A 13,528-nucleotide genomic window follows, 5' to 3' on the forward strand; every position below is an offset into this window, starting at 1 on the left:
TTCGCCTCGCATTTTCGCTAGAGGTTGGAATTGGTTCTTCGACGACCATCCGCCCGAGGGCAAAAGGCCGATGAACGCGGATCGGGGTTGACCCGATCCGCGTCCGGCGGTTGTCACCAGCGGTAGTGCGCGAACGCCCGGTTGGCTTCGGCCATCTTGTGGGTGTCTTCGCGACGCTTCACCGAAGCGCCGAGACCGTTCGACGCGTCGAGGAGCTCGTTGGCGAGTCGCTCGACCATCGTCTTCTCACGACGCTGACGGCTGAAGGTGACGAGCCAGCGGAGAGCCAACGTGTTGGCGCGGCCCGGCTTGACCTCGATCGGCACCTGATAGGTGGCGCCACCGACGCGGCGGCTCTTGACCTCGAGGGTCGGCTTGACGTTGTCGAGTGCACGCTTGAGCGTGACGACGGGGTCGGTGCCGGTCTTCTCACGAGCCTGCTCGAGGGCTTCGTAGACGATCCGCTCGGCGGTCGACTTCTTGCCGTCCAGCAGGATCTTGTTGACGAGCTGCGTGACCAGGGGCGAACCGTAGACCGGGTCGTTGATCAGCGGGCGCTTGGGAGCGGGTCCTTTACGTGGCATCTAGATCAGCTTCCCTTCTTGGCGCCGTAACGGCTGCGAGCCTGCTTGCGGTCCTTGACACCCTGCGTGTCGAGCGAGCCGCGGATGATGCGGTAGCGAACACCGGGGAGGTCCTTCACACGTCCGCCGCGGACGAGCACCATCGAGTGCTCCTGCAGATTGTGGCCCTCACCCGGGATGTAGGCGGTGACCTCGACGCCACTCGTCAGGCGCACGCGGGCGACCTTACGAAGAGCGGAGTTCGGCTTCTTGGGGGTGGTGGTGTACACGCGAGTGCACACGCCGCGCCGCTGCGGGCTCCCCTTCAGGGCGGCGGTCTTCTTGATCGTCGCCTTGTCCTTGCGGCCCTTGCGGACCAGCTGGTTAATAGTTGGCACTGAGTTCTTTTCTCCTAGTGGGCCGACTCCCGTCGGTCCTTCTTCTTGTCACGGTTAGTGCTCCGGGCACGTCTTCCGGTCCGCACGCAGGCATGCACCCGCATACGCTCCGAACGATGTCCGCAACTCGCCCCACCGGCACGTCTGCGCCGGTCAACTGCCATATCGCTCCCCCGAGGTCGGGCGTGTCATCCACGTCGTATCCGGCTCGCGATCCCGCCTCCTCCGAATCGGGTTCGGAAGAGAATTCGGGCAGCACCTACCGTGGGCAGGCGCCGACGCAATACTTTACCGCCCCGGTTTACCCTGGTCAAAATCATTGACATGCGAGGTTGAACACGGTCCGAACAGTGGGAAACTCACACCGGCGCGGCACCGACCCCCGTGGACTTGGATGTGATCAGTGCCACCGGAATTGAATTGGCTTCGACTCGACGGCGACTGCCACCATTAATTCGGTGACGACGACACCGAAGGATCATACGTTCGAACGATACGGATCGGGTGGCCTACGGGGTCGGGTAATCGTCCTCCTCGCGATCGTCGTCTTCGCGTTCTCCCTGCGCACCGCCGTCACGTCGTTCACACCGCTCCTCGAACGAATCTCCGATGACATCGGTTTCGGCAACACGATCAGCGGTCTGCTCGGCATGCTGCCGACTCTCGCGTTCGGCGTCGCGGGGATCGTGTCGCCCCGCCTGGGTCGCCGTTTCGGCATCGAGCAGGTGACGTTGGCCGCCGTCGTGATCACCGGTGTCGGCATCGCGGCGCGGGCGTTCAGTCAGAACGTCGGTGTGCTGGTCGTGCTGTCTTGTGTGGCTCTGTTCGGCATGGGTATCGGAAACATCCTGATCCCACCGCTGGTGAAACGCTATTTCTCCGACCGGATCGCCCCGATCAGCACGGCGTACATCGTCTTCGTGCAGGCAGGCACGGTGATCCCAGCCGCGGTCGCGATCCCGCTGGCCGACTCGACGAACTGGCGTTTCTCGCTCGGTGTGTGGGCGCTCGTCCCGGTGGCGGCGCTCGGCCCATGGCTCTGGGTGGTCCGCGAACGGCGGGCGACGGCGCGACGTGACGCTGCCGCAGTGATCGACGGCGAGGCCGCCGTCGCCGCTCCGGACGTCGGGATCTCGATGTGGCGCAATCCGATGGCGTGGGGCATGACGCTCATGTTCGGTATGACGTCGGCAGGCACCTACGCCATGTTCACCTGGCTGCCGAAGATCTTCACCGACGCCGGCGGCAGCGAGTCCCTCGGCGGCACCGCAGTCGCAGTCTTCTCCGGTGTCGGCCTAGCCGCGACATTCGTCGCGCCGACACTGTCGACGCGTTTCGCCAACCCGTTCGGTTTCACCCTGATCTTCGCGGCCTGCTGGTTCGCGGGTTTCGCCGGGCTGATGTGGGCTCCGTTGTCGGCACCGCTGCTGTGGGCACTCCTGTGCGGTCTGGGGCCGACGACGTTCCCGATGGCGTTGACCCTCATCAACGTCCGGACTCGAACCAGTGCGGCGTCGGCGTCGCTGTCTGGTTTCGCACAGGGCGTCGGCTACCTACTCGCCTGCGCCGGACCGATGCTGTTCGGCGTCCTGCACGATGTGACCCACGGTTGGGGTGTCCCGTTCCTGCTCGTCGTCGGCATGGTCCTGGTGATGTTGTGTGGAGCCTGGATCATCTGCAAGCCGCGCTACCTGGAGGACCAGTTGCCGGCATGACGCCAGCTCACGATCACACGGTCAGCGGCCGAGCTGATGTCTCAGTGACGCGTCCAACGTCGGATGACGGAAGGCGTGTCCAACGTCGTTGAGCCTGTGGCAGTCGACCCGCTGGTCCGCGGCCGCGAGTTCCCGTGCCCCTTGGCGGCCCAATAATAGTGCGGGTCCAAACTCGGGCACCGGCAGCACTGCGGGACGGTGAAGCACTCGCCCGAGTGTCTTCGCGTAATTCGCGGCCGTCACGGGCTCGGGTGCGACCGCGTTGACGGGGCCGGCTAGCCGATCGTCGAACAGTGCCCGCAGATAGACATCGAGCAAGTCGTCGAGGTCGATCCACGACAGCCATTGTCGGCCGCTGCCGAGTCGCCCGCCGAGTCCTGCGGTGTAGATCGGACGTTGCAGACGCAGCGTCCCGCCGAGCGGACTCTGCACGATTCCCGTCCTGACCTGGACGGTCCGTACACCGGACACCTGTGCGGCTCGTTCCCACTCGTCGACGACGTCGGCGAGAAACCCGCCACCCTTCAACGATGCCTCGTCCAGTACCTCATCTGGACGTTCGTATCCATAGAACCCGATCGCCGATGCGCTGACGAAGGTGTGGACGCCGGTAGTGGCGGCCGCCAACTCGGCGAGACGGCGTGTGGGTTCCACTCGGGAGTCGCGTATCGCAGCCCGATGGCCGTCGGTGAACCGGCCGGCGATCGGGGCGCCCGCCAGATGCACGACGGCGTCGACTCCATCGAGCAGATCGTCGGCCGGAGATGCCGGGTCCCACGTTCGTTCGTCGACGCCGTCGGCGCCTCGACGAACCAGTCGGACCACTCGATGGCCGCCGGTCGTGAGGAACGCGGACAGGGCCGCGCCCACCATGCCGGACGCACCGGACACGGCGATCACCGACGGCTCGAGCCCACCGGCGCGCGCGGTGTGATGCGCGGCCAGGTCGTCGGCGAGTTGACGATGCCGGAATTCGAATGTGGGTCGCAGCAGAGCCTCGGGTACCGCGGTGTGCACTCGGTCGATCACCTCGGTCCGTCCGTCGGGCGTCTCACGGAAGTCGTGCACGTGCCGCCACGGACCTGCCAACGCGGCGGGAACGCTCCGCGGACCGTCGACGACGCGCTCGTCGACGAATCGATGCGGGGGCGCGAAGTCGGCACCCACATGCTGGGCCTGCCACCTGAGGCCACCGGGGAGGCCGAGCACGGCGCGGCCCTCCGCGATGGAGTCGGTTTCGCTGACCGCGTGCATCGGTTGCCACGGCGGAAGCAGCCGACGCAGCGCTCCCGGACGGGAGAACCAGCCGAAAACCTCATCGATCGGAGCGTCAACGGTGCTCGCGAATTCTATGCCCATGCCCCCAGCCTGCCCTCGATCAGGAAAGGGTGCCACTGTCTCACGACCGCCGCCCGGAAGGCGGCGGGACGGTGATCAGTCCGCGACGGTGTGCGGCAGCTTGACCGTTCCGGGCGCGACCTTCGACGGCCGGGACGGCGGTGGGACGACGGGGCCGACGTTCCCGTCCGGCGCGGTGTCGAGGTCGACGAACACCGGGGCGTGATCGCTCGGTTTGGTCCCCTTGCGCGCCTTACGATCCACCCACGAGGCTCGGACTCGATCGGCGACGGGCCCACCCGCGAGGATCAGGTCGATTCGCATTCCGAGGTCCTTGTGGAACATGCCTGCGCGGTAGTCCCAATATGTATAGATCGTCTCGTCGGGCCACTGTTCGCGCATCGTGTCCCGCAGACCGAGCGCCTCGAACGCGGCGAGGGCGTCCCGCTCGGCTCCGGTCACATGGGTATGCCCGACGAACGCCGACGGATCAAAGCTGTCCTTGTCCGTCGGAATGATGTTGAAATCGCCGCACAGAACAGTCGCGTCCGCTTCATCGACGATCGACGTCCGCAGCTCGTCGAGCCAGGCAAGCTTGTACCGGTAGTGGTCGGCGTCGACTTCGCGGCCGTTCGGAACATACAGCGAGTGGATTCGGACGCCGTCGCACACCGCCGAGACGGCGCGGCCTTCTGGTTGGCCGTCGGCGTCGGGGAAGCCCGGCGCGCCCGGGAACGCGATCCGCACATCGTCGAGGCCGACCTTGCTGAGCAGCGCGACACCGTTCCACTGGCCTTGCCCGGCGTGCGCGAACTCGTAGCCGCGGGCCGCGAGTTCGTCGCCGAGTTCGGCAGCGAAGACATCGTCGGACACCTTGGTCTCCTGCAGGCACACCACGTCCGGGTCGCGCTCGTCCAGCCACGGCAGGAGCCGGGGTACACGCTGTTTTACCGAGTTGACGTTCCAGGTCGCTACGCGCATGGGCTCAACGGTAGCCCGGCGATCGTTCGGACTAGGCACTCGGTCACACGCCCATGCAGCACGCCCCGATCACCGCGTACGTGACCGCTACTACCGCACCGACTGCGACCCCTGCAGCGACACCGACCCAGATAGGGCTACGCCGAAATTTGTAGCCGACGAACGCTCCCAGGCCGTAGACCAGGATGGATCCGAGCATGAGCGAACCGATAGTCAACCAGACGACGGCGATGAGCGCGGCACCCAGAGTGGCTCCGACTCCGCCGATCACGCCGCCCATGAACACCGGAAACTTCCAGACCAACGCGGTCGACGCGGCCGCTATCGGTGTCGCGACGACCGCAGCCACCCCACTCAAAACCACACGAAATTCCCCGAACCCCCTCATCCGGTCACCGTACGTGCAGCACCCAACGGGATCAGTGTCCGCGACGGCCGCAACGGCTACCGGCGCACTGTAATCCATGCCACAGTGGACCCGTGACCACCTCCCTCCCTCACCGTGATGTGATCGCGGCATCGTGGCAGCGGGCCGCGTTGTCGGGGCTGCAACGAGACTCCCGACCAGTGCCGAACGTCTCCGACGTCGCTTCCGCCGACCCGCTGCTGGACGCCGCTCGGCCGGTCCTCGCGCGCGCCGTCGAGGTCCTGAGCGGAACCGAGACGGCACTACTGCTGGTCGACAGCGAGAGCCGGATGGTTGCGCGCGTCTCCGCCGACGCCACACTCGAGAGTCGGCTGACGGACGCGGGCGCCGTCCACGGCGCGGCTTTCGACGAGGACGCGATGGGCACCACCGCGCTCGGCACCACCGCCGAGGTGCGTGGCGACGTCGTCATCAACGGCGGCGAGCATTACCTAGAACAGTTCTGGTCGCTGAGCTGTTTCGGCCGACCCATCATCCATCCGGCGACGCGACGTCTCGCAGGCATCATCTGCATGACCGAAGTCGCCGACCGCGTGAACCCGTTGTCGGTACCGTTGATCCGCGGACTCGTCGACGACATCGCCGAACGCCTGCTCAACCGGACTCACACCGACCACCGCGCTGTGGTCTCCGCGTTCGAACGCGCGTCGGCGCGCCGCGACACAGCGGTCGCGGCCGTCGGCGACGACCTCCAACTCACCAATTCGCTCGCCGCCCAACTCCTCGCCCCAGGCGACTTCGGCACGCTCGCCCTCCTCGTCGGCGAACGGCACGCCCCGCCCGCCATCACCCTGGTGTCCGGCGTAGTCGCCGACGTCGCGGTCGACCGGGTCCCGGGCGTGCGGCACGCGGCCGTCTTCCGGCTACGTCCGCGGATAGACGACGCAATCCCCGCCACACCCCTCCGGGCCCCGAGTGAAATCGCCGCGACGACCGCGATCTGCGGTGAAACCGGGACCGGACGCACGACGCACGCCTACACGCGGGTGCCGCCAGACGAATCGACGATCGTCGACGTCGCCGCATCGATTCTGGACGGTTCGCCGGTCGACGTCGCAGCCGTTCTGCGCGCGGCCCGAATGTCCGGTCGCGGCGTCATCATCGACGGGGCCGATCTCCTCGACGAACGGTCGATGCGTCTGCTGCACGCGGCCATCGCTGGCCGCGGACCGGCCGACCCGGCGGTGGTAATCGTCGCCGGGCCAGTCGAATCCCTGTCGAGTCCGGCCGCCGCGCTCACCGCCTGCTGCACGCGACGGATCACCCTTCCACCGCTGCGCCAGCGCACAACCGAATTGGCGTCTATCGGACAGGAAGTGTTGCAGCGCATCGATTCCCGCTTGAAGTTGCAATCCGATGCCGCGGACGCACTGGTCTGTCAGGAGTGGCCGGGCAACCTCACCGAGTTGACGATCGTCCTGCGTCGGGCCGTCGACTCGGCGCTCGCCCGCGGATCGCGCGCGATCGGAGCTAATGACCTTCCGGAGGAGTACCGCGGGTCGACGAGAGCATCGAAGTTGATGGGTCTCGAGCAGGCCGAACGGCAGGCGATCCTCGACGCGCTCGACGTGGCCCGCGGCAACAAGAGCCACGCAGCGTCGGCGCTGGGCATCAGCCGCACCACGCTGTACGCACGAATACGCGCGCTCGGCATCTGACACCGCTCGGAGCCGAGTGACCACCGTCTGTCCACTCTGAGTGTTCAGTTTCCGTACACGCGGCGACGTCCGGGCCATGGGAGAAATAGTGCACCGCCACAGTGGCGCACTTCACAACTCTCTCTCGTCAGGAGGCACCAATGACCACGACTCTGGACACGGCACTTCTCCCCGCCGTCGCCGAATTCGTCTCGAAGGACCGCAAGATGCTGATCGGCGGCCAGTGGGTCGACGCCGCGTCCGGCCGTACATTCGCCACCCACGATCCGGCCACCGGACAGGTCATCACTAACGTCGCACACGGTGAGGCGGCCGACATCGACCGCGCTGTAGCGGCGGCCCGTGCGGCCTACGAAGGGCCCTGGTCGCGGATGAAGCCGAACGAACGCGAACGGCTCATCTGGCGGGTCGGCGACATCCTCAGCGAACGAGCCGACGTGTTCGGTCAACTCGAAGCCCTCGACAACGGCAAGTCCGTAGCCATCGCGACCGGGGTCGACGTGAACTGGTCCGCGGACGTGTGGCGCTACAACGCGGGCCTCGCCACCAAGATCAAAGGCTCGGCGATCACGCCGTCGATGCCGTTCGCCCCCGCCACGCAGTTCCACGCCTACACGCGCCGCGAGTCGCTCGGCGTGTGCGGACAGATCATCCCGTGGAACTTCCCAATCCTGATGGCCACGTGGAAGCTCGCCCCGGCGCTGGCGGCAGGCAACACCGTCGTGCTCAAGCCCGCCGAGCAGACCCCGTTGAGCGCGCTGATGCTCGGCGAGGTGTTCGAAGAGGCAGGCTTCCCGCCCGGTGTGGTGAACATTGTTCCGGGATTCGGCGACGCGGGCGCCGCCCTGTCGGCGCACATGGACGTCGACAAGGTCGCGTTCACCGGTTCGACCGAGGTCGGCAAGAAGATCGTGCAGGCCGCGACCGGCAACCTGAAGAAGGTCACCCTCGAGCTCGGCGGCAAGAGCCCAAACATCGTTTACAACGACGCCGACATCGAGGCCGCCGTCGCCGGCTCCGTCGCCGCATGGATGTTCAACCACGGCCAGTGCTGCGTCGCCGGGACACGTATGTACGTGCAGCGCGACATCTTCGACGACTTCACGCAAGCCGTCGCGGACGCCGCCGCACAGTCGAAGATCGGCCCGGGCCTCGACCCGACCACCGAACTCGGCCCGCTGGTGTCGCAGGAGCAGTTCGACCGCGTCAACAGCTATATCCAGCAGGGACTGGCCGACGGTGCGACAGCACTCACGGGCGGCAAGCGCTGGGGCGATCAGGGCTACTTCATCGAGCCGACAGTGTTCGTCGACGTGAAGCCCGAGTTCTCGATCGTCGAGGAGGAGATCTTCGGCCCGGTCGTCGCCGCTCTCCCGTTCGACGACGAAGACGACGTCATCCGAGCCGCCAACAACTCGATCTACGGTCTCGCCGCGGGAATCTGGACCAAGGACCTCTCCAAGGCGCATCGCACCGCGGCCGCCGTGCAGGCCGGTTCGGTGTGGGTCAACCAGTACAACGGCTTCGACACCGCACTCCCGTTCGGCGGCTTCAAGCAGTCCGGGTGGGGCCGCGAGCTCGGCGATTCCGCGATCGACCACTACACCCAGAACAAGTCCGTCAACATCGCACTCTGAATCCGACCGACACAGAAGAGACGAGAACATAATGAAGACCAAAGCAGCAGTGCTCCTCGAAGCAGGCAAGCCGTTCGAGATCATGGAACTCGAACTCGATGGCCCCGGCGCAGGAGAAGTCCTGATCAAGTACACGTCGGCGGGCCTGTGCCACTCCGATCTGCACCTCACCGACGGCGACCTCCCGCCCCGCTACCCCATCGTCGGCGGCCATGAGGGCTCAGGCATCATCCAGGAAGTCGGCCCCGGCGTGACCAAGGTGAAGCCCGGCGACCACGTGGTGTGCAGCTTCATCCCGAACTGCGGAACTTGCCGTTACTGTTCGACGGGCCGCCAAAATCTGTGTGACATGGGCGCGACCATCCTCGAAGGCTCAATGCCCGACGGCACGTACCGCTTCCACGGGAACGGCGACGACTTCGGCGCGATGTGCATGCTCGGCACATTCTCCGAATACTCGACCATCTCCCAGCACTCGGTGGTCAAGGTCGATGACTGGCTGCCCCTCGAGACCGCTGTGCTCGTCGGCTGCGGCGTACCCTCCGGCTGGGGCACCGCAGTCAACGCGGGCAACCTCCGGGCGGGCGACACCGCGGTGATCTATGGCATCGGCGGCCTCGGCATCAACGCCGTGCAGGGTGCCGTTTCGGCTGGCTGCAAGTACGTCGTCGCGGTCGACCCGATCGAGATGAAGCGCAACGAGGCCCTCAAGTTCGGCGCGACGCACGCCTTCGCGACCGCCGAAGAAGCCCAGGAGAAGGTCACCGAACTGACCTGGGGCCAGGGTGCTGACGCTGCATTGATCCTGGTCGGCACCGTCGATGTTCCCGTCGTTCAGGCGGCGACCGCGATCATCGGCAAGGGCGGCAAGGTGGTCATCACCGGCCTCGCCGATCCGACGAAGTTGACCGTGCAGGTGTCCGGCACCGATCTCACGCTCAATCAAAAGACGATCATGGGCACCCTGTTCGGGTCGATGAATCCGCAGTACGACATCGTCCGACTCCTACGCCTGTACGACGCCGGTGAACTCAAGCTCGACGAGCTCGTCACCAAGCGGTACTCACTCGAAGACGTCAACCAGGGATACGAGGATCTCCGCAACGGCCTGAACGTCCGCGGCGTCATCGACCACGCCGTGTAGACGAGTCCCGCCGGGAGCACGAACTACGCGGGCCCACTGGCCGACACTCTGTCGGCCCGGTGGGTCCGCGGTTTCGTTGTCGGGGCCCATCACAGTGGTCGCCATCTGATGGTTCAGGCTCCGTTTGCGCGCTGTGGCTGTGCCCTCCAGAACGCAGCCACGAGCCCGCCGGTCGAACTGTCCATCTCGTCGGACGGTCCACGGTCCGCCGCCAGTGCCGGTGCGAGTTCGACGGCGGACGCCTTCCCGAGTTCGACGCCCCACTGGTCGAAGGAGTCGATGCCCCACACGGCGCCCTGCACGAACACCTGGTGCTCGTACAGCGCGATCAGTTGACCTAACGTCGACGGGTCGAGTCGCGCGCCGAGGATCGTGGTGGACGGACGGTCTCCCGGCATCACCTTGTGCGGCGCGAGTCGCGGATCCACACCGTCGGCGATGACCTCTGCCTTGGTTCTTCCGAACGCCAGCACCCGTGACTGCGCGAACATGTTGGCCGTCAGCACCTCGTGCATGCTCGTGGAACCGTCGGGAGAGGCGAAGTCGTCGCCAGACTGCGCGAAACCGATGAAGTCGGTCGGCACCAGTCGCGTTCCCTGATGGAGAAGTTGGTGGAAGGCGTGCTGTCCATTGGCGCCCGCCTCACCCCAGATCACCTCGCCGGTCGGCACGCCGACAGGTCCGCCGTCACCACGCACCGACTTGCCGTTCGATTCCATCGCCAACTGCTGCAGATACGCGGGTAGTCGCGCGAGATCGTTCGAATACGGGAGGACGGCACGCGCGTCGGCGTCGAGCACGCTCGCGTACCACACGCTCAGCAGGCCGAGGATCACCGGCGCGTTCGAATGGATCGGCGCAGTCTGGAAGTGCTCGTCCACTGTTCGAAAGCCGGCGAGGAAGTCAGCGAACCGTTCACGCCCGATAGCCGCCATCACCGACAGCCCAACGGCCGATCCGACTGAGTAGCGACCGCCTACCCAGTCCCAGAACCCGAAGACGTTGGACGATTCGACGCCGAATTCCGCGACCAGCTGGACGTTCGTCGACACCGCGACGAAGTGCTTGGCCACAGCGCCGTCGCCGAGCGCATCCACCAGCCACCGGCGGGCTGCGTGCGCGTTCGCCATCGTCTCGAACGTCGAGAAGGTCTTCGAGACGACGACGAACAGCGTCGTCGCCGGATCGAGGTCGGCGAGAGTGGACAGCAGGTCGACCGGATCGACATTCGATACGAATCGAACATCGGGGCCGTCGCTGTACTCGCGCAGCGCGCGGTGCACCATGGCCGGACCGAGATCGGATCCGCCGATTCCGATGTTGACGACGGTCGCGATCGGGCGGCCGTCGGCTCCATGCCATGAGCCGTCGCGCACCCGATCGGTGAAGTCGCCCATCGCGTCGAGGACGGCGTGCACGTCGGACACCACGTCGTGTCCGTCGAGATACACCTTCTCGTCGCGACGCCTGCGCAGTGCGGTGTGCAGGACGGGTCGGTCTTCGGAGACGTTGATCCGATCGCCACGGAACATCGCGTCCCGCTTCTCGAAGATGTGTGTCTCCCGGGCGAGCAGATGCAGCAGGCGCATTGTCTCACCGTTGATCCGGTGCTTGCTGTAGTCGATGTACAGGTCACCCGCGGTGACTGTCATCGCGGTGCCGCGCGCCGGGTCGGCCGCGAAAAGATCTCGGATACTGTGCGCGGCGATCGATGTGCTGTGCTCGTTCAGCGACGCCCACGCTGACGTGTCTGCGACGTTCATGCCGACTCCCGCAGTCTCGGCGCGAACTGTTCTGTTGAGGTGTCATATCCGAGTGTGATCATTTCTCTGCTTCCGGGTCGGTGTGAACGTGATGTCCCCCGAATCGATTGCGCAGTGCCGCCACGGCCTTCATCGCAGGCGACTGTGCCTGTCGCGAGGAGAACCGCGCGAACAGCGCGGCAGCGATGACTGGCGTCGGGACGGCGTGACCGATCGCCTCCTCGACGGTCCACCGCCCTTCGCCGGAGTCTTCGGTGTACCCGGAGATGTCGGCCAACTCCGGGTCGTCGTCGAGGGCAGCGACGAGGAGTTCCAGAAGCCAGGAGCGGACCACGGTGCCCGATTGCCACGCCCGCATCACTTCGTCGGGTGCGGTAATGCGGGATTCCGCGGCGAGCAACTCGTAGCCTTCGGCGTAGGCCTGCATAAGTCCGTACTCGATACCGTTGTGCACCATCTTCGCGTAGTGCCCCGCACCGGTCGGGCCCGCGTGCACGAAACCGCGCTCGCGCGGACCGTCCGGTCGCAGTGCGTCGAAGATCGGCATCGCGCGCTGGACGTCGGCAGCCGAGCCGCCGACCATGAGTCCGTAGCCCTGCGTCCTCCCCCACACCCCGCCGGACACTCCGCAGTCGAGGTAGGCGATGCCTCGTTCGCCGAGCGACGCGGCGTGCACCTCGTCGTCGGTGAAGCGGGAGTTGCCTCCGTCGATGACAAGATCACCGTCGGCTAGAAGGTCCGCTAGTTCGTCGATCACCCCGCGGGTCGGAGCTCCCGCCGGAACCATCGTCCACACGACGCGCGGAACGGCGAGGCCGTCGACGAGGTCGTGCAGCGAATCAACGTCGCCGATACCGGGGGCGGCGTCGTAGCCGATCACGGTGTGGCCGTCCGCGCGAAGTCGATCACGCATGTTCGCACCCATGCGGCCGAGGCCGATCACACCGATCTTCACGAGAACTCCTTCACGGAACAATGTGGGCCACCAACAAATTGACGGAATATCAACAACGATTGCATGAAATCGCGCGTCCTGTGCACGTAACCATGCATTTAGTGTTCAGGTATGTCAATATTCACGCATGAGTGAACCCATACCGCGGCGCCTTGAGGTGCTCAATGGCCGCTGACGACCGACGGCGGGAGATACTGCGACGACTCCAGATAGACGGCTATCTGGAGGCCACGGCGCTCTCTCGCGATCTCGGCGTCGACGCGTCGACCATTCGACGTGACCTCGACGCGCTAGCGCGGTCCGGGCAGGCCGAGCGGACCCACGGCGGCGCGCGCAGCACGATCGGGGCGCCGAACGACATTCCGTACGCCGTCAAAGAAGGCGAGCGACGGCACGCGAAGGTCGCGATCGCCCGCGCGGCGGCTGCCGAGGTCCGCGACGGCCAGACTGTCGTCCTCGACAGCGGTTCCACAACATTTCAGATCGCTCTCGAACTGCGACACAAGCACGAGATCACGATCATCACCAATGACCTGCGCATCGGAAAGTACGCGGCGACACTGCCGAGCGTTCGACTTCTCGTGACCGGCGGCGAACTCCTCGGGTCGGTGTACACGCTCGTCGGCGAGCGATCCGTCGACTTCATGTCCGATTACTCGGCCGACTGGGCGTTTCTCGGCGCCGACGCTATCGACCCCACCGCAGGCATCACTAACACGAACACCCTGGAGATCCCGATCAAACGGGCCATGATCCGCGCAGCAGACCGGTCGATCGTCGTCGCCGACAGCTCCAAGTTCGGATCACGCGCACTCGCGCGCGTGGCGACGCTCGACGAGATCGACCGGATCATCACCGACCGCGAGCAGGCGATCGACCAGGCCGCCGCTTACGGGTCGACCGTCTCATTCGCGTAAGCGCGCGGCATCCCGGCCGCGGGCGACCGGTA

Annotated in this window: 12 protein-coding genes; 5 read left to right on the forward strand and 7 right to left on the reverse strand. The window is 66.0% G+C overall.

The annotated features are described in order from the left end of the window. Positions 1–113 precede the first annotated feature (113 nt). Positions 114–584: a 30S ribosomal protein S7 gene (rpsG, locus tag MP11Mi_RS03315; protein ID WP_008376088.1), complete on the reverse strand. Its 471-nt coding sequence runs from the start codon at positions 582–584 to the stop codon at positions 114–116. Positions 585–589: 5 nt separating this feature from the next. After that, positions 590–961 carry a 30S ribosomal protein S12 gene (gene rpsL, locus MP11Mi_RS03320; RefSeq protein WP_236999000.1) on the reverse strand — a complete coding sequence of 124 codons (372 nt, stop codon included), beginning with the start codon at positions 959–961 and terminating at the stop codon, positions 590–592. 458 nt (positions 962–1,419) lie between these two features. On the opposite strand from rpsL, the gene MP11Mi_RS03325 reads away from it, so the two are divergent. Beyond that, positions 1,420–2,676, forward strand: coding sequence for a CynX/NimT family MFS transporter (locus MP11Mi_RS03325; RefSeq protein ID WP_420040897.1), 1,257 nt, complete (start codon positions 1,420–1,422; stop codon positions 2,674–2,676). 21 nt (positions 2,677–2,697) lie between these two features. Here MP11Mi_RS03325 and MP11Mi_RS03330 read toward each other — a convergent pair whose 3' ends face one another. The 3 genes from MP11Mi_RS03330 to MP11Mi_RS03340 all read right to left on the reverse strand — a co-directional run bounded on the left by MP11Mi_RS03330 (position 2,698) and on the right by MP11Mi_RS03340 (position 5,383). Continuing rightward, the gene (locus MP11Mi_RS03330; protein WP_420040898.1) at positions 2,698–4,035 is read right to left on the reverse strand and encodes a TIGR01777 family oxidoreductase; all 1,338 of its coding nucleotides are present in this window, start codon (positions 4,033–4,035) and stop codon (positions 2,698–2,700) included. Positions 4,036–4,110: 75 nt separating this feature from the next. Then, complete coding sequence (locus MP11Mi_RS03335) at positions 4,111–4,995, reverse strand: exodeoxyribonuclease III (protein WP_420040899.1); 885 nt, start codon at positions 4,993–4,995, stop codon at positions 4,111–4,113. A 43-nt stretch (positions 4,996–5,038) separates the two neighbouring features. Continuing rightward, positions 5,039–5,383 carry a hypothetical protein gene (locus tag MP11Mi_RS03340; RefSeq protein ID WP_420040900.1) on the reverse strand — a complete coding sequence of 115 codons (345 nt, stop codon included), beginning with the start codon at positions 5,381–5,383 and terminating at the stop codon, positions 5,039–5,041. 92 nt (positions 5,384–5,475) lie between these two features. Between MP11Mi_RS03340 and MP11Mi_RS03345 the strand changes: the two genes are divergently transcribed. The 3 genes from MP11Mi_RS03345 to MP11Mi_RS03355 all read left to right on the forward strand — a co-directional run bounded on the left by MP11Mi_RS03345 (position 5,476) and on the right by MP11Mi_RS03355 (position 9,861). Then, positions 5,476–7,080: a helix-turn-helix domain-containing protein gene (locus MP11Mi_RS03345; RefSeq protein WP_420040901.1), complete on the forward strand. Its 1,605-nt coding sequence runs from the start codon at positions 5,476–5,478 to the stop codon at positions 7,078–7,080. A 140-nt stretch (positions 7,081–7,220) separates the two neighbouring features. Continuing rightward, the gene (locus tag MP11Mi_RS03350; protein ID WP_420040902.1) at positions 7,221–8,717 is read left to right on the forward strand and encodes an aldehyde dehydrogenase family protein; all 1,497 of its coding nucleotides are present in this window, start codon (positions 7,221–7,223) and stop codon (positions 8,715–8,717) included. A 31-nt stretch (positions 8,718–8,748) separates the two neighbouring features. Further along, on the forward strand, positions 8,749–9,861 hold the full coding sequence (locus tag MP11Mi_RS03355) for an NDMA-dependent alcohol dehydrogenase (protein WP_420040903.1): 1,113 nt from the start codon (positions 8,749–8,751) through the stop codon (positions 9,859–9,861). A gap of 113 nt (positions 9,862–9,974) precedes the next feature. On the opposite strand, the gene pgi is transcribed toward MP11Mi_RS03355, so the two are convergent. Both pgi and gnd read right to left on the reverse strand, forming a co-directional pair. Then, positions 9,975–11,624, reverse strand: coding sequence for a glucose-6-phosphate isomerase (pgi, locus tag MP11Mi_RS03360; protein WP_420040904.1), 1,650 nt, complete (start codon positions 11,622–11,624; stop codon positions 9,975–9,977). Between the two features lie 58 nt (positions 11,625–11,682). Further along, complete coding sequence (gnd, locus tag MP11Mi_RS03365; protein WP_420040905.1) at positions 11,683–12,579, reverse strand: phosphogluconate dehydrogenase (NAD(+)-dependent, decarboxylating); 897 nt, start codon at positions 12,577–12,579, stop codon at positions 11,683–11,685. A gap of 164 nt (positions 12,580–12,743) precedes the next feature. Here gnd and MP11Mi_RS03370 point away from each other — a divergent pair, with 164 nt between their 5' ends. Continuing rightward, positions 12,744–13,496: a DeoR/GlpR family DNA-binding transcription regulator gene (locus MP11Mi_RS03370; RefSeq protein ID WP_420040906.1), complete on the forward strand. Its 753-nt coding sequence runs from the start codon at positions 12,744–12,746 to the stop codon at positions 13,494–13,496. The last annotated feature ends 32 nt before the right edge of the window (positions 13,497–13,528 follow it).

Origin of the sequence: Gordonia abscondita (assembly GCF_032711245.1) — a bacterium.
GTDB lineage: Bacteria > Actinomycetota > Actinomycetes > Mycobacteriales > Mycobacteriaceae > Gordonia.